Annotated in this window: 16 protein-coding genes; 7 read left to right on the top strand and 9 right to left on the bottom strand. The window is 67.4% G+C overall.

Annotated elements, in window-relative coordinates:
* A partial coding sequence (locus ACSFA7_RS24695; RefSeq protein ID WP_435501797.1) for an amidohydrolase family protein occupies positions 1 to 694 on the top strand: 694 nt, incomplete at its 5' end.
* Positions 695 to 697: 3 nt separating this feature from the next.
* On the opposite strand, the gene ACSFA7_RS24690 is transcribed toward ACSFA7_RS24695, so the two are convergent.
* Positions 698 to 1,957 carry a lactonase family protein gene (locus ACSFA7_RS24690; protein WP_435501796.1) on the bottom strand — a complete coding sequence of 420 codons (1,260 nt, stop codon included), beginning with the start codon at positions 1,955 to 1,957 and terminating at the stop codon, positions 698 to 700.
* Between the two features lie 18 nt (positions 1,958 to 1,975).
* Entirely contained in the window at positions 1,976 to 3,505 is a 1,530-nt protein-coding gene (locus tag ACSFA7_RS24685; protein WP_435501795.1) for an FAD-binding oxidoreductase, read from the bottom strand.
* A gap of 263 nt (positions 3,506 to 3,768) precedes the next feature.
* On the opposite strand from ACSFA7_RS24685, the gene ACSFA7_RS24680 reads away from it, so the two are divergent.
* Positions 3,769 to 4,332, top strand: coding sequence for a shikimate kinase (locus ACSFA7_RS24680; RefSeq protein WP_435501794.1), 564 nt, complete (start codon positions 3,769 to 3,771; stop codon positions 4,330 to 4,332).
* Between the two features lie 3 nt (positions 4,333 to 4,335).
* Here ACSFA7_RS24680 and ACSFA7_RS24675 read toward each other — a convergent pair whose 3' ends face one another.
* On the bottom strand, positions 4,336 to 5,256 hold the full coding sequence (locus tag ACSFA7_RS24675) for a LysR family transcriptional regulator (protein WP_435501807.1): 921 nt from the start codon (positions 5,254 to 5,256) through the stop codon (positions 4,336 to 4,338).
* 145 nt (positions 5,257 to 5,401) lie between these two features.
* Between ACSFA7_RS24675 and ACSFA7_RS24670 the strand changes: the two genes are divergently transcribed.
* The 5 genes from ACSFA7_RS24670 (at position 5,402) to ACSFA7_RS24650 (ending at position 10,066) form a co-directional block, all read left to right on the top strand.
* Positions 5,402 to 6,298 carry a transporter substrate-binding domain-containing protein gene (locus ACSFA7_RS24670; RefSeq protein WP_435501793.1) on the top strand — a complete coding sequence of 299 codons (897 nt, stop codon included), beginning with the start codon at positions 5,402 to 5,404 and terminating at the stop codon, positions 6,296 to 6,298.
* A 9-nt stretch (positions 6,299 to 6,307) separates the two neighbouring features.
* Positions 6,308 to 7,600: an aminotransferase class V-fold PLP-dependent enzyme gene (locus tag ACSFA7_RS24665; RefSeq protein ID WP_435501792.1), complete on the top strand. Its 1,293-nt coding sequence runs from the start codon at positions 6,308 to 6,310 to the stop codon at positions 7,598 to 7,600.
* A 115-nt stretch (positions 7,601 to 7,715) separates the two neighbouring features.
* The gene (locus ACSFA7_RS24660) at positions 7,716 to 8,012 is read left to right on the top strand and encodes an iron uptake protein (RefSeq protein ID WP_435501791.1); all 297 of its coding nucleotides are present in this window, start codon (positions 7,716 to 7,718) and stop codon (positions 8,010 to 8,012) included.
* A 31-nt stretch (positions 8,013 to 8,043) separates the two neighbouring features.
* Positions 8,044 to 9,723 carry a PepSY-associated TM helix domain-containing protein gene (locus tag ACSFA7_RS24655; RefSeq protein WP_435501790.1) on the top strand — a complete coding sequence of 560 codons (1,680 nt, stop codon included), beginning with the start codon at positions 8,044 to 8,046 and terminating at the stop codon, positions 9,721 to 9,723.
* Positions 9,724 to 9,727: 4 nt separating this feature from the next.
* Positions 9,728 to 10,066: a DUF3325 domain-containing protein gene (locus tag ACSFA7_RS24650; protein WP_435501789.1), complete on the top strand. Its 339-nt coding sequence runs from the start codon at positions 9,728 to 9,730 to the stop codon at positions 10,064 to 10,066.
* Positions 10,067 to 10,080: 14 nt separating this feature from the next.
* Here ACSFA7_RS24650 and ACSFA7_RS24645 read toward each other — a convergent pair whose 3' ends face one another.
* From ACSFA7_RS24645 to ACSFA7_RS24620, 6 genes are read right to left on the bottom strand one after another with little or no spacing between them, the layout of a single operon-like run.
* On the bottom strand, positions 10,081 to 11,532 hold the full coding sequence (locus tag ACSFA7_RS24645) for an aldehyde dehydrogenase (protein WP_435501788.1): 1,452 nt from the start codon (positions 11,530 to 11,532) through the stop codon (positions 10,081 to 10,083).
* A 41-nt stretch (positions 11,533 to 11,573) separates the two neighbouring features.
* A complete protein-coding gene (locus tag ACSFA7_RS24640; protein WP_435501787.1) occupies positions 11,574 to 12,284 on the bottom strand; it encodes an ABC transporter ATP-binding protein in 711 nt (236 codons plus the stop codon).
* Positions 12,281 to 13,033: an ABC transporter ATP-binding protein gene (locus tag ACSFA7_RS24635; RefSeq protein ID WP_435501786.1), complete on the bottom strand. Its 753-nt coding sequence runs from the start codon at positions 13,031 to 13,033 to the stop codon at positions 12,281 to 12,283. Before ACSFA7_RS24635 ends, ACSFA7_RS24640 begins: the two co-directional genes overlap by 4 nt.
* Positions 13,026 to 13,961, bottom strand: a complete 936-nt coding sequence (locus ACSFA7_RS24630; RefSeq protein WP_435501785.1) for a branched-chain amino acid ABC transporter permease — start codon at positions 13,959 to 13,961, stop codon at positions 13,026 to 13,028. The genes ACSFA7_RS24635 and ACSFA7_RS24630 overlap by 8 nt, the downstream gene beginning before the upstream one ends.
* A complete protein-coding gene (locus ACSFA7_RS24625; protein ID WP_435501784.1) occupies positions 13,958 to 14,836 on the bottom strand; it encodes a branched-chain amino acid ABC transporter permease in 879 nt (292 codons plus the stop codon). The genes ACSFA7_RS24630 and ACSFA7_RS24625 overlap by 4 nt, the downstream gene beginning before the upstream one ends.
* Positions 14,837 to 14,840: 4 nt before the next feature.
* Complete coding sequence (locus tag ACSFA7_RS24620; protein ID WP_435501783.1) at positions 14,841 to 16,031, bottom strand: amino acid ABC transporter substrate-binding protein; 1,191 nt, start codon at positions 16,029 to 16,031, stop codon at positions 14,841 to 14,843.
* Positions 16,032 to 16,184 lie beyond the last annotated feature (153 nt).

Genomic DNA, 16,184 nt, shown 5'->3' with positions numbered 1-16,184 from the left:
CCCCGCGAACTGGGGCCGCACGAAAGAGACGCTGCCGCTGATCGAGTCGCTCGCACAGCGCCAGCAGATCGCGATGGACGTCTACCCCTACGTGGCCGGCTCCACCGTGCTGCGCGAAGACCTGGTGGACGGCGTGATCGACGTGCTGCTGACCTGGTCCGATCCGCATCCCGAGATGACCGGCCGCCTCGTCTCCGACATCGCGCGCGAATGGGGCACCACCGAGCAGGAGGCGTGCTTGCGCCTGAAGCCCGGCGGCGCCTGCTACTTCCAGATGCAGGAAGAAGACGTGGAGCGCGTCATCTCGCATCCGCTCACGATGATCGGCAGCGATGGCCTGCCGCACGACCGCCATCCGCATCCGCGCCTGTGGGGCGCGTTCCCTCGCGTGTTCGCGCGCTACTGGCGCCAGCGGCGCCTGTTCACGCTGGAGCAGGCGGTGCACAAGATGACCGGCATGACCGCCCGCAATCTGCGCATCGCGGACCGTGGCCTGCTGCGCGTCGGCACGATGGCCGACGTGGTGGTGTTCGATCCCGAGACCATCGCCGACACCGCGACCTACGACAAGCCGCACGGCGTGAGCGAAGGCGTGGAGCGCGTGTTCGTGAACGGCGTGCTGGCCTATCGCGGTGGCGAGGGCGAAGCCCGCGTGCTCGCGCGTGCGGGCCGGATGCTCACGCGCGGAAGCTAGGCGTCAAGCAAACACCAAGCAGACCGGCGTAGGCACCTGCGCCACCTGCACCGGCTGGTCGAGCTTGCCGCTCGCCGGGTCGATGCGCAGACGCAGGATGGTGTCGCCTTTCTGGCTGAGCGCGTAGAGGTGACTGCCCCCCGGCGCCATCGCCAGCGCCCGTGGAAAGCGCAGGCCTTCGCTCCAGTGCTGCAGCGGTGTCAGCGCGCCATTGCCCGCGTCGATGCGGAACGCGGCGATGCTGTCGGCCATCGGGTGGTCCGACTTCAACCGGCGGTTGGTCGCGTAGAGAAATTGCCCTGACGGATGCATCACCAGCGCCGCCGCGCTCTTCTGGCCGCTGTAGCCCTCGGGCAAGGTCGAGACGCGTTGTCGCTGCTCGCCGACCTTGCCGCTCGCCGCGTCGTAGCCGAAGGAGGCGACCGTGGCATCGAGCTCGCTCACCAGGTACAGGAAGCGCTGCGACGGATGCAGCGCCAGGTGGCGCGGTCCGCTGCCGGGCGCGACCGACGTGCGGCCGAGCACGGCCAGCTTGCCGTCGGCGAGCGTGAAGACATTGATGCGGTCGCTGCCCAGATCGGTGCCGAGCACGCGCTGGCCCGAGGCATCGAAGGCCACCATGTGCGGATGCGGCGACTCCTGCCGTTCGGTGTCGGGGCCCGACCCGGTTTCCTTCTCGATGCCCGAAACCTTGCCGAGCTTGCCGTCCGCCTCGATGGGCAGCACGTTGTAGGCGCCGCCGCCATACAGCGCCACGGCGAGCGCGCGGCCATCGGGTGACACGGCCAGGTGCGCGGGGATCACGCCCGAGAGCGAGAGCGGCTGGCGGTTGAGCAGCGTGAGGCGCCCGTCGTTCGCATCGATCGCATAGGCCTCGGCCGTGCCGGTGGGCAGGCCCTGGTAGGTGTCGATTTCGTTGATCGCATAGAGGAAGCGACGGCTGGGGTGCACCGCGAGGAACGAAGGGTTCGCGCTCGCGATGGTCTGCACCTGTGTCCAGCTGCCGTCCCGCATCGCGAGCACGTAGATGCCCTTCGAGGCTGGCCCGCCAGCGGTGCCGCCGGGGGCGTCGAAGGTGTAGGTGCCGACGTAGGCGAAGCGCGGTGCCGGCGCATTGCCGATGGCCGGGCTGCTGCTTGCGGTGTCCGGGGTCTGCGCGCCTGCGGGAGTCAATGGCGTCAATGCGCCAAGGGCGGAGGCGCCGCCGATCCACTGCATGACGGCGCGGCGGTTCTGGCCGGGTTGGCTGGGGCTGTGTGTCATGGGTTTCCTTCCTCTCGTTCAGGGCCGCACCGACATGGCATGGTGAAAGACGTTGTTCGGGTCGTAGCGCCGCTTCACTTTTCGCAGGAAGTCGTAGAGCCCCTGGTCCCCATAGTAGAGCTGCGACCAGAACGGATACGCCAGCATGTCGTTGTCCGGGTAGTTGATGTAGCAGCCTTCGTAGCGCTCGCCGGGATAGGGCGTGCCGGCGTAGCGCTCGGGCACGTCGGGCGTGCCGTACACGTCGCGGTAGAAGTCGCTGATCCAGCGCAGGTGACCCGCATCGTCCGCCGCACTGCGCCAGTAGGTCTGGTACTGCAGCTTCATGATCGATGCGCGCTGCGGCACGGCGGTGTCGCCGACGCGTTCGGGCTTGTTGACCGCGCCGCCATAGGAGTCGACCTGCACCAGTGATTGGCTCAGGTCGACGCCGGGCATCGTGCGCGTGAGGTGCGTGTAGATGCGCTGCGCCTCGCGGGCGCTGAAGTTCTGCTTCATGTAGGCCGACTTGTACTTGCCGCGCTGGTTCTCGCCCGAGCCGTTGAGGTACTGCGTCGCCGTGAGCCAGTCGTAGCGCGTGACGGTGTGCGGCTTGGCGCACAGCAGCTGCCCCGCATCGCGCTGCGGCGCCGGGCCCACGCCGGGCGGGCGGCCCTTCAGGGGCACCGGCGCGCAGGTGCGGAAGCGGTCGAGGAAATCGTTGAGCACCGTCAGGTCGTTGCAGGTGCCGTCGGGGTTGCAGAACTGCGTGAGCATCACGATCTGGCCCGACGAGCGGTGCGTGAGCTTGAGCAGCGAGAACATGCCCCAGGTGTCCGGCGCCTTGCCGCGCGTGGCCCAGTAGTCGCCGTAGATGGAGAGCAGTTCGGCAAAGCGCGTGGGCGTCATCGTGGCCCAGTCGAACGCGACCACCGCGATCGCCACTTCGCGCGGCGCTGTCGGCAGCGTGTCGAACACATAGCTGGTGATCGCGCCGAAGTTGCCGCCGCCCGCGCCGCGGCAGGCGCGGAACAACTCGGGATCGCGCGTCGCATCCACGGTGCGCGGCACGACCTTGCCGCGCGCATCGACCGTGAGGATGTCCACTGCGGAGAGCCAGTCGACCGTGAGCCCCTGCAGGCGCGACAAGAGGCCGTAGCCGCCGCCGCAGATGTGCCCGCCCGCGCCTACCGAATAGCACGAGCCGCCGGGCAGCGTGACGTTGCTCTGCTTGTAGAGCTCGAGGTAGCCGTTCCAGTTCTGCGTGCCGGGGCCGATGCGGTAGCGCCCGTCGGTCTTGCCGGTGCTTGCGCCGCTGAGCAGGCTCAGGTCGAGGATCGCGCCGTCGGGGTTGTTGGAGACGAAGTCCTCATAGCAATGACCACCGCTGCGCAGGGTGGGCCGCAGGCCCGCATCGACGATGCGCTGCAATGCAGCGGCGGCATCGCCCGCGTTCTCCACCAGCTCGATGCGCGAAGCCGCATCCGACTCCGTGGAAGGCCATCGCAGGTTGAAGCCCTTCTTCAGGGTGTTGTAGCGCGCATCCTGGCGTGTCACTGTGATGGTCATGGGCACTTTCTGGTGGAGGTGTTTGTGACGGTGGGATCTGGGGAAGGAGAAGGTGTGCGTTGCTCTTGGTTGGTCTAGAAAATGAAAGGTTTTTTCTTAATTGCTTTGAAATTGCATGAAATATGCGATGAATCGCCCTATTCACGCATATTTCTTCTTGTTTTGAAATAACTTTTCAATCGACTTGTCGAAGCTTGACGAGGCCAGTCGATGCCGCATGGCGGTCGATAGGATGTGCGCCACTTCCACGCACAGCCCTTTCCATGCACACAGCGGCGCCTCGTTCCGTCGTTCACCTTGTTGGTCCCGGCGGCGCCGGAAAGACGACGGTCGGCCCTTTGCTGGCGGGCCGGCTCAGCGGGCGCTTCATCGATCTGGACCGGGAGTTCATCGCGCGGGAAGGCGATGTCGCCACGTACATGGCGGTCCATGGGTATGCGGGCTATGCGCTGCGAAACGTGGCTGTCTATCGCGAGGCGATGAACGCACGCACGGCGCCCACCGTTTTCGCGCTCTCGTCCGGTTTCATGACCTACGCTGCAACGACGGACCCGCAGTACGTGGCGCTTCGACAGGCCATCGAGCACGACGCGCTGACCGTGCTCCTGCTGCCGTCTTTCGATCTGGAGGCATGCGTGGAAGCCATCGTGCAAAGACAACTGGCGCGGCCGTACCTGGCCGGCAACCGGGCGAGCGAAGAGGCGCGCATACGCGAACGGTTTCCCTTGTTCATGGCACTGCAGTGCGCGCGGTTCGACAGCAGCGAAGCACCGCAGGAGCTTGCGATGCGGATCGAGCGATTCGTGCGTGCGCGGTGCGCTGCATGAGTCCTAGGAAGCTTCGTCGTCCTCCGCCTGCGCCTGGAACATGCGCGTGAAGTCGCAGCATTCCTGCGCCAGCATCACGATCGACGAGGTGAGCGCGCTGCGGTGCTCGCCCTTGTGCATCGCCACGTAGCGCACCACCGGCAGCGGCGGCGTGACCTCGATCACCGACAGCATGCCGGCCGCCACCAGTGGCGCGAGGCATTCGCGCGGCAGGTAGCTCACGCCCAGCCCCGACACGGTGAGCCCCGTGAGCGCCACGAGGTTGCTCACCACGATCACGTTGGAAGGCTGCACGCCCTGGTCCTTCATCCACGCGTCGTAGGCGCGCCCGGTGCCCGAGTTGTTGCCCTGCACCAGCATGCGGTGCCGCGCAAGGTCGTGCAGGCGCACGGTGCCCGTCGTCTGCACCACGCCGGGCTTGCACATCCACGCGCTCTTGACCTTGCCGATGACCTTGCTCTGCATGCGCGAGTCGGCGAAGGTGTCGGGCACGATGACCACGTCGAGCGCATCGACCAAGAGCTTGTCGCGCAGCTGCAGGCTGTCGTCCACGTCGGGCTCCAGGATCACCTTGGGGTAGTGCTGCTGGATCAGGCCGACCAAGCGCGGCAGCCACGTCATCGCGGTGAGCTCGGTCACGCCGATGCGGATGCGGCGCTCCACCACGCCGGGCTTGCCGAACTGCTCGACCGCGGCATCGCGCTGCTCCAGCAGTTTCTTGGCGAGCACGAACATTTCCTCGCCTTTTTCGGTGAGGCGCGCGGTGCGCTGGCTTCGGTCGAAGAGTTCGGTGTCGAACAGCAACTCCAGCTCGTGCACCCGCTTGGAGACGGCGGACTGGGATGTGTGCAGCTGGTTCGCGGCCTGCGCGAAGCCGCCGAGCTGGCCGATCCAGTAGAGGGCTTCGAGTTGCTTGAAGGTCATCACGGTTCGGGTCTCCTCTGCAGGCGGTCGGAAAAGAACGCTTTTCTTCATGCGATTCGATCACAAAAAATCGCTTTTAGAAATTCATCGAGGCGCAGAAGATTCGCTCGGTTCACCCCTCACCGCAAACCAAGGAATACACGCCATGGACTTCTTCAAACTGCCCCTCGCCCTGGGACTCACCCTCGCCTTCACCTGCGGCGCCGCCAGCGCCCAGGACGGCGGCACGCTGCAGAAGATCAAGGAGAGCGGCACGATCCAGATCGGCGCGCGCGACAGCCAGATCCCGTTCTCCTACAAGCTCAGCGCCGACAGTGCCCCCATCGGCTACACCAACGACATCTGCCTGAAGATCGTCGATGCGGTGAAGGCCAAGCTGGGCCTCGCGAAGCTCGAGGTGCGCTACACGATGCTGAACTCGACCAACCGCATTCCGCTCTTGCAGAACGGCACGGTCGACCTCGACTGCGCAACCACCACCAACACCACGCAGCGCCAGGCGCAGGTCGATTTCGCGCCCAGCCACTTCGTGACCAACATCACCGCCGCGGTGCGCAAGAACTCGGGCATCAACGCCCTGGCCGATCTCAATGGCAAGAACGTGGCCACCGTCTCGGGCAGCACCTCGATCCAGCTGCTGCGCGGCGCGCGCAAGAGCGGCACGATCGAAGTCAACGAGATCGCGGGCAAGGACACCTCCGACGGCTTCCTGTTGCTCTCGACCGGCCGCGCCGATGCCTACGTGCTCGACGACGTGCAGCTCGCCGGCATGATTGCCAGCGCCACCAACCCGGGCGAGTACAAGCTGCTGAAGGAGTCGCTGCGCCAGGAGCCGTACGGGATCATGCTGCGCAAGGACGACCCGCAGTTCAAGGCGCTGGTCGATGAAACGGTCACCGGTCTCATGAAGTCGGGCGCCATCGAGCAGCTCTATGCCAAGTGGTTCATGTCGCCGATTCCGCCGAAGAACGCGAACCTGAATTTCCCGATGTCCGACGCGGTGCGCGACATCTACAAGAACCCGAACAACAAGGGCGTCTGAGCAAAACACATGGCGACCACCCTTGAAAACCACCCCCACGGCCTCGCGTTTTCCGATGCGCTGATGCGTGAGGTGAAGTCGCGCTTCCTGCTCGTGGACCGCGACCACCACGGCCACGAACGCCTGTACTTCGACAACGCCGGCGGCTCGTTCCGCCTCAAGGCCGCGGCCGAGCGCTTCGCAGAGGTCGATGCGATTCCAGACAACGCCGAGCGCATCCACGCGACCGCCGTCGAGCTGCAGCAGATCCAGGCGAAGGCCGGCGACGACCTGCGCACCATCCTCAATGCGCGTGGCGGCAGCGTGTATGCCTCGCTCACCGCCTCGGGCGCCATGTTCGACATGGTGCGCGCGGTGGCCGAGAACGTGCCGGGCACGAACATGGTCACGACGGTGCTGGAGCATCCCTCGGCCTTCGATGCGATGAGCCTCTACGCGAGCCGGCTCGGCCGCGAGCTGCGCGTGGCGAAAAGCAACCCGGTGACAGGCGGCGTCGACGTCGAAGAGATCGTGCGTCTCGTCGACAAGGACACGTGCCTCCTCAACGTGATCTACGCCTCGAACATCTCGGGCGCCAAGCTCGACATGGCCGAGATCGTGCGCCGCGCGCGCGCCGTCAAGCCCGACCTGTACATCCTCGTGGACGCGGTGCAGCATGCGCCGCATGGCCTCATCGACCTGCAGAAGACGCCGGTGGACGGCATCAACCTCGCGCCCTACAAGTTCTTCGGCTGCCGCGGCTCGGGGCTCTCGTGGGTGTCCGACCGCGCGGCCGTGCTGCCGCACCACAAGCTCGCGGGCAAGAAGCCGGACTTCTGGGACCTGGGCAGCTCCGCGCCGTGGCAGTTCGCGGCGCTCACGGAGATCGTCGACTACGTGTGCTGGATCGGCGGCCACTTCACCGAAGCCACGGAGCGCCGCGCACTGTTCGTCGAAGGCATCGGGCGCATCGAGCTGCACGAGCGCGCGCTGCTCGCCGCGCTGCTCGACGGCACCGGCAACGCGACCGGGCTGCGCGAGATGCGGGGCGTCGAAGTGTTCCTCGACCACGAAGACCTCACGAAGCGCGACCTGATCCTGGGCATCGGCTTCGACCGCACCGACTGCACGCAGGCGGTGGTCGAGTACGGCAAGCGCGGCGTCACGGTGTACGAGCGCGTGGCGACCAGCATCTATTCGAAGCGGATGCTCGAGTCCTTCGGGCTCGCCGGCACGGTGCGCGTGTCGCCGCTGCATTGCCACTCGATGGCCGACGTGGAGAAATTTCTCAAGATCACGCAGGAGATCGCGGCCGCCGTGTGACCTGGCCTGGGGTATCCAAGTCTGCGCCGTAGGGTTGATCGACCGGATCGCGCTCGCATAGAAGATAATGCGAGCCGTTCTCATTTGATCCATCCCAGCAATCCCCGTCCAAGCCATGGCCCGTAGCGCTGCGTCCGCCGTCCACGTCGTCTCCCGCATCGCTGCCGGCGTGCTGGGGGGCTACGTCTTCTGCTGGGGGTTCATCGCGCTGGGCGTCGGTCTCCTGTTCAGCGCCGGCATGCCGTTCCATGACGCCGAGTCGCTCAGCAGCATGCTGGCCTTCCTCGTGTTCCTGGTCGCGTTCCTCTGGGCCTTTGCGGCCGGGAGCCTCACGCGCGTGTGGCTCGTGCTGCTGGGCGGCGGGCTCGTCATGACGGGTGCGGCCTCGCTGGTGCAATTGGCCCTGCTCTGAGCCTCTGACCTTTTCCCCTAGGAGCTCCCCCGTGTTTCAGAACTTCCGGCTGTCCATGGCCTGGCTGCACACTTGGTTCGGCCTGACGCTCGGGTTCGTTCTGATGGTCGTCTTCTTCTTCGGCTCGCTGTCGGTGTTCGACCGCGAGATCGACCGCTGGGCGATCCCCGAGACCCGTTTCGAGCCGCAGCCGATGCCGTCCTTCGACCGCATGCTGCTGCCCATCTTCCAGGACATCAAGCCCACCGCCGAGAGCATCGAACAGGCGCGCAGCCGGGTGAACGGGCCGATGGCCGAGACCTTCAGCCCCAAGCAATGGGCCGCCTACACCACCCACCGCGATCCGGTGCTGAGCCTGTTCACGAGCTATACGCTGCCCAATGCCAAGGACCCGGAAGACGGCGTGTTCGGCGACCGGACCATCGACCCGCGCGTCGGCAAGGCACTGCCGGACGACCGGCTCAAGATCGGCAGCCAATTCTTCTATCCGCTGCACTACAGCCTGCACCTCGACTGGCTGAACCTGGGCACCTGGATCGTCGGCCTCGCCGCGCTCGTGATGCTGGCCGCGCTGGTGAGCGGCGTGGTGATGCACCGCAAGATCTTCCGCGAACTCTTCACCTTCCGCCCGGCCAAGCACACCCAGCGCAGCGCGCTCGATCTTCACAACCTGACGGGCGTGGTGGCGTTGCCGTTCCACTTCATCTTCGCGCTGTCGGGCCTGGTGGTCTTCGCGGGCGTCTACTTCCCGGTCACGCACACCCAGCTGGAGCCGCTGCACGAGCTGCACGAGAAACTCGACGCCCAGAAAACCGGGCTCCCGCACGACCGCGCCGGCGTTCCCGGCACGCTGGCGTCGGTGGACGCGATGATGGCCGAGGCCAAGCGGCGCTGGGCCGCCCGCGACGCGGCGGGCGAGGTGGGGCTGCTCGTGGTGCGCCATGTGAACGATGCCAACGCCTACGTCAGTGTCTACCGCGCGGGCAGCGACCGTGTCACCCTCACCGGCGAAGGCATCCATTTCAAGGGGTCCACGGGCGAGGTGATTCGCGAAGACCCGCCGCCGACGGTCGTGGCCGGCATCGTGGACTTCCTGACCGGCCTGCACCTGCAGCATTTCGAGCACTGGCTGCTGCGCTGGCTGTACGTGCTGGGCGGGCTGTCGGGCTGCGCGTGCATTGCCACCGGCTTCATCTTCTTCGTGGAAAAGCGCAAGCGCCAGCACGCCAAGCAGGGCGTGAGCGGCGCGCGCTGGGTCGATGCCTGCGCGGTTGCCACCGTGACCGGCCTCCTGGTCGCGACCTTCGCCATGCTCATCGGCAACCGCCTGCTGCCCGACAGCCTGCCGCTGCGCGGCAGCTGGGAGAAGGGCATTTTCCTGGGCGCCTGGCTGCTGGCCTTCGCGCACGGCATCTGGCGGACCGCGCCGACCGCCGAAGGACGCCTGTCGCCCGCCTGGGCCGAGCAGTGCTGGGCCGTGGCCGTGATGGCAGTGGCCGCGGTGCTGCTCAACTGGATCACCACGGGCGACCACCTGCTGCGCACCATCGGCACCGGCTACTGGCCGGTGGCGGGCGTCGATCTTTCGCTGCTCGCAAGCGCCGCGCTGGCCGTGGTGGCCGCGCGCAGGCTCAAGCGCCGGGCCGAGGCAGCCATCACTGCGCCCGCGCGACCCGCATCCGGCGGCAGCACCTCCGCCGCCCGTGCCTGACGCCATGCTCCTGCTCATCGCATCGATCATCAGCATTGCCGGCGCGGGCCTTCTCGCGCTGTCGATGGATGTGCACTGGGAACAGGTACGCACCGATCCGCAGTGCTCGCCGCGCATGGTCCGGCTTCTGCGCGTCCTCGGGGCCGCCTGCGTGCTCGCATCGCTCGTGCTGTGCCTGGGCGCGGACCACGTCTCGATGGCCTCGCTGGTCTGGTTCATGACGCTCGCCGGCGCGGCGCTGGTCGTGACGTTCACGCTGAGCTGGCGTCCGCGCTGGCTTCGTCCGCTGGTGATGTGGATTCCCGCGACCGGCGTGCAGGAAGAGTCCGGCCGGTCGTCGTAGTCCGAGGCCGTTCCTCAGAACGGGTAGTGCCGTGGCGTTGTCTGGACCGTGATCCAGCGCAGCTCGGTGAAGGCCTCCACGCCGGCCCGGCCACCGAACCGCCCGTAGCCCGATGACTTGACGCCGCCGAAAGGCATCTGCGCCTCGTCGTGCACGGTCGGGCCGTTGACGTGGCAGATGCCGGCCTCGATGCGGCGTGCCACGTTCCATGCGCGCGCCACGTCGCGCCCGAACACGGCGGACGACAGGCCGAACTCGTTGTCGTTCGCGGTGGACACGGCTTCTTCGACGCCGTTCACGCGCACCACAGCCTTCACGGGGCCGAAGGATTCCTCGCGGTAGATCTCCATGGCCGCGGTCACATGGTCGAGCACCGTCGCAGGCATCAGCGTGCTGGTGGCCTTGCCGCCGCAGACCAGCTTCGCGCCCTTGGCGAGCGCATCGTCGATCAGCGCGTTGCAGCGCGTGACGGTGCTCATGTCCACCACCGAGCCCAGCACGACGGGGCCTTCTCGCGGATCGCCGAGCGGCAGACTTTGCGCACGCGCCGCGAACTTCGCGACGAATTCATCGGCGATGGCGTTGTCCACCACGATGCGCTCGGTCGACATGCAGATCTGGCCCGAGTTGGCGAACGCGCCGAAGATCGCGCCGTTCACCGCGGCATCGATGTCGGCGTCGTCCAACACCACCAGCGGCGCCTTGCCCCCGAGTTCGAGCACGGCGGGCTTCAGGTATTTGGCGCAGGTCTGCGCGATGAGCCGACCCACGCGCGTGGAGCCGGTGAAGTTGATACGCCGCACGGCGGGGTGCGCGACCATCGCTTCGACCACGGCGCCGGCATCGGCGGGCGCATTGGTCACGAAGTTGACGACGCCCTTCGGCAGGCCGGCCTCGCTCAGCGCTTCGATGATGAGCGCATGCGTCTCGGGGCACAGCTCCGAGCCCTTGAGCACCACGGTGTTGCCGCAGGCCAGCGGCGTGGCGATGGCGCGGGTGGCGAGGATCACCGGTGCGTTCCACGGCGCGATGCCGAGCACGACGCCGGCCGCCTGGCGCACGCCCATGGCCAGGCTGCCGGGCACGTCGGAGGGAATCACTTCGCCGCTGATCTGCGTCGTGAGCGAAGCGGCCTCCGTGAGCAGGCCGGCCGCGAGGTGCACGTTGAAGCCGGCCCATTGCGCCGACGCACCCGTCTCGCGCGCCATGGCCTGGATGAACGCATCGGCGCGCGCCTCGATGGCGTGCGCCGCCTTCTGCAGCAGCGCGCGGCGCTCGCCGGGGCCGGTCTGCGACCAGGTGGCGAAGGCGCGGTGTGCGGCCTCCACCGCCGCGACCGCATCGGCCGGCGTGCCTGAAGGCGCGCGGGTGGCAACGCCGCCATCCAGAGGGTTGCGACGCTCGAAGGTGGTGCCGTCCGAGGCAGAACGGTGCTCGCCGTCGATGAACATGAAAACGTCGATCATGGAAGTGTGTCCTTTGAGAAAGAGGGGAGGGCGGGAGGGCGTCAGGCGACGCCCAGGTAGGCCTGTCGCACCACGTCGGAATGCAGCAGCACTTGCGCTTCGCCCGAAGCGACGACGCGCCCGCGTTCGAGCACATAGCCGCGGTCGGCCGCCTGCAGCGCCTTGCGCACGTTCTGTTCGACCATCAGCACGGTCACGCCTTGCGATGCGATGCGGCGCACGATGGAAAGCAGCTCGTCGACCATGCGCGGCGCGAGGCCGAGCGAAGGCTCGTCGAGCATCAGCAGGCGCGGGCCGCTCATCATGGCGCGCGCCACCGCCACCATCTGCTGTTCGCCGCCGCTCATCGTGCCGGCGAGTTGCGTGGCGCGTTCCTTCAGGCGCGGAAAGTCGTCGAAGGCGCGCGCGAGGCGCTCGGTGCGCAGGCGCGCGGGCAGCAGCCAGCCGCCGAGCTCGAGGTTCTCGGTGACGGTCATCTGCGGGAAGAGCTGGCGCCCCTCGGCGACCAGCGCGAGGCCGCGGCGCACGCAGGCGGTGGCTTCACCTGAAGGCAATGCCGCATCGTCGAGCACCGCATCGCCGGTGCGCGGCAACAGACCTGCCAGCGCCTTCAGCAGCGTGGTCTTGCCCGCACCGTTGGGCCCCAGAACGACGGTGATGCCGGGCAGCACATCGAGGCTCATGCCCTGGATCACCTGGAAGCCGTGGTAGCCCGCGGACAGGCCGCGCACGGTCAGTTGCGTGCCGCTCATGCGGTGGCCTCCATCTCGTCGCCGAGGTAGGCCTCGACCACTTCGGCATTGCGCACGACCTCGGCCGGCGTGCCGTCGGCGATCTTGCGTCCCTGGTGCAGCACCAGCACGCGCTCGACGTATTTCAAGAGCGTCGCGACCGCATGCTCGATCCACACGACCGTGAGGCCGTGGTCGTCGCGCAGCTTCCGGATGCGCCGCGCCATCGCATCGACTTCCGCTTCGGTGAGGCCCGCCGCCACTTCATCGAGCAGCAGCACGCGCGGCCGGGTGCCGAGCGCCATGCCGATTTCGAGCAGCCGTTGCTGCGAAGGCGTGACATCGGCTGCGATGTTCTTCGCGAGGTGGCCGAGGCCCAGCATGTCGAGGATCTCGCCGGTGCTGCCCAGCCCCGCGATAGGCGTGCGATGCCGTCCCGCGAACTGCATGCCGAAGCGCACGTTGTCCTCCAGCGTCATGCCGGCCATCACGCGCGGCGTCTGGAAGGTGCGCGCGATGCCGTGGGCGGCGTAGAGATGCGGCCCACGCCGCGTGAGGTCGACATCGCCCTCGACCAGCAGCTGCCCCGATGTCGGCATGACCACGCCCGAGATCGCGTTGAAGAAGGTCGTCTTGCCCGCGCCGTTCGGGCCGATGATGCCGACCAGCTCGCCTGCGTGCAGCGTCGCGCTCACCGCATCGACGGCCGTGAGTCCGCCGAAGCGCACCGTGAGTTCGCGGGCTTCGAGAAGAGGTTGCGCGCTACTCATGGCCGTGAGTCCGCAATGCCGTCACCTTGCGCTGCCAGAGCGACGCAAGGCCGTTGGGCAGGTACATCACGCACAGGATCAGCAGGAGCCCGAGCACCATCATGTAGCCGTAGGGCAGCTGCAGCCGCAGCGTCTCCGACAGCAGGCTGAAGACAATGGCCGCGGCGACCGGCCCGCCGATGCTGGCGGCGCCACCGATCATTGCAATCAGCACGGTCTGGAAGCCGATGAAGGGGCTGAACACGGCGGGCGGGTCGATGTAAGTCCAGCGCACCGCCATCGCCGCGCCGACCGCACCGGCGAAGGCGGCGGTGAGCGCGAAGCCGGCGATCTTCACGCGGCGCGTGTCCACGCCGAGCGTCTGCGCGCGCTGCTCGTCGGCACCGATGCCGGCCAATGCGAGGCCGAAGCGGCTGCGCTTCACGACGAGCGCCGTGGCAATCGCGACACCTGCAATCGCCAGCACCGTGAGGTACACCGTCTCGTTCGACGGCACGACGGTGAGCACGCGGCCCACCGTGCCCGAGACCTGCTTCTCGACGAAGGTGACCGCGTGGCGGATCAGCTCCGTCATGCCGAAGGTCAGCACCGCGAAGTAGGTGCCGCGCAGGTGCAGCACCGCCGCACCCATCAGCACCGCCACCGCGCTCGCGATGGCCGCGCCGCTCAAGATGACCAGCGGCCACGGCAGCACCTCGAGCAGCGTGGCGCTCGCATACGCGCCGAGCCCGAAGAAGGCCGAGGGCGCGAGCGACAGGTACCGCGTGGCACCGCAGAACAGCGACCAACTCGTCGCGAGTGCGATGTACATCAGGCAGCCGAGCGCCACCGAGGCGACGAACTCGGACGCGACCCACGGCACGGCGGCAGCCAGCACAAGGACCGCCGCGAGCACCCACCAGGGCTTGTTTTGAAGGAGGGAAATCATTTGCGGGAGAACAGTCCGTTGGGCCGCCAGATCAGCACGCCGATGAACACGGCATACGACAGCAGCATCTTGAGCGAGGGGCTCGTGTAGTACATGCCCAGCGCCTCCACCACGCCGAGCAGCAGGCCGCCGACGAGGCTGCCCGCGATGCTGCCGAAGCCGCCGAGGGTGATGACGATCAGCGCCGTCACGGTGTAGGGCTCGCCCATCGAAGGCGAGATCTCGTAGGTCATCGACAGCAGCGCGCCCGCCACGCCCGAGAGGCCGAGGCCGATGCCGAACATCAGCGGATGCAGCCGCTTGGTGTTGATGCCCACGAGCTGCGCGCCGGTGGGCGACTGCATCAGCGCGCGCACCGCCTTGCCCAGCAGCGTGAGCTTCAGGAGCGCGATGAGCGCGATGCTCAGGGCCAGCGCCACGCCGAACAGCACCAGCTTGTTGGCCGTGAAACGCATCTCACCCAGCTGCACCGGCTCGGCCAGGTAGTCGTAGCCGCGCAGGTCGCCGCCCCACACGAGCAGCGCGGTGTTCTGCACGAAGAACATCAGGCCGAAGCCGACCATCAGGCTGCGCGCCTCGAACACGTCGACGTTCGGCGCGCGCGCCGCCACCTGGCGAAAGCACAGCCAGTGCACCGCCATGCCCAATGCCATCAGCAGCACGAAAGCCACCGGCATGAACACCAGCGGCGAGACGCCCAGCGCCGTGTGCGCCCACCAGGTGAGAAAGGCACCGAGCATCAGGAACTCGCCGTGCGAGATGTTCATGATGCGCATCAGCCCGTACTGCAGGTTCAGTCCGATGGCCACCAGCGCATAGATGCCGCCCGTGATCAATCCGCCGGCCAGGAGCTCGGCCCATCCAGAGAACGACACGCTGTTATTTCCAGGCCGGCTTCGGCATCAGTTGCGCGGTGGCGCGGTCCTTGGGCCACACCACTTCGAAGTCGCCGCCCTGCCACTGCGACACGGTGCCGGGGATCGACGCGTTCTCGCTGCCCTCGAAGCGGATCGGCCCGAGGATGGTCTTGAACTCGTTCTTGGCGATCTGCTCGCGCAGCGCCTTGCGGTCCAGGCCCACCTTCTCCACCGCCTGCTGCAAGATCTGCAGGCCGGCCCACGCGTGGCCGCTGGCCCAGCGGTCGGGCTCCTTGCCGAACTTCTTCGTGTGCGCATCGAAGTAGGCCTTGGCCTCGGGGCTGGTCTTGCCGTTCCACGAGCCCATGCCGATCACGCCCTCGGTGTTGGCGGCCATCACGTTCTTGTAGAGCTGGAAGGCCGTGCCCACCGAGGCGTAGAAGTACTTCGGGTTGAAGCCCACCTCGCGCGCCTGCCGGCTCGCAAGAATGGTGTCCGGCGGGTAGGTGATGCCGATGAAGGCGTCGGGGTTCAGGTCCTTCATGGTGCGCAGCACGGGTGCGAGGTCTTTCACGCCGAGCGGGTAGCTCTTGCGGTCGAGCACCTGGATCTGCGTCTTCTTCAGCGCGTTGTTGAGCGCGGCGAAGTTCTCCAGGCCGAACAGGTCGTCCATGTAGACGATGGCGATGGTCTTCACGTTGTTCGCCACCAGCATGTCGACCAGCGCGCCCATCATCTTGTCGGGCTGCTGCAGCAGCGAGAAGAAGAAGGGCAGGCGCATGTCGATCAGCTTGCGCGAGAGCGCGGTGGGCGCGAGCAGCGGATAACCGAAGCGATTGGCGAGCGGCGCAACCGCGAAGTTGGCGCCCGACCCCCAGGGCGGCAGCACGAGGTCGACCTTGTCGCTGCCCATCAGTTTTTCGAAGGTGCGCACGCAGGTCTCGGTCTCGCTGCGGTCGTCGTAGCCGATGAGCTCGATGGGGCGTTTGGCACCCTTCACCGAAAGACCGCCCGCCGCATTGACCTGCTCGGCCCACAGCAGGTAGTTGGGCTCTTGGCTGACCTGTGCGCCGGCCGCCCACGGGCCGGTGCGTGCGATGGCATAGCCGATGCGGACGGGGCCGCTTTGCGCGAACAGGCGCGGGGCGACGGCGGCGGTGCCGAGGGCGGTGGCCGCCCCTTGTATCCAGCGGCGGCGGGTGGCGTGCAACATGATGAAAGTCTCCTCGGGGCGTCGGTGTGCGCCCGCTGGAGGCATCGTAGGAAAGGGGGCCTTCGGGTGCTGTGCCCGCCGCGCACAAAGCACTTGACGCAGCGTGCAGGCGCCTAGTGGTTAACCCGCAAGTCCGGACATCGACCCGGCGCT

This window comes from Variovorax trehalosi (genome assembly GCF_051216415.1).
Classification (GTDB): Bacteria; Pseudomonadota; Gammaproteobacteria; order Burkholderiales; family Burkholderiaceae_C; genus Variovorax.
This window is presented reverse-complemented; position numbering and strand designations above follow the sequence as displayed.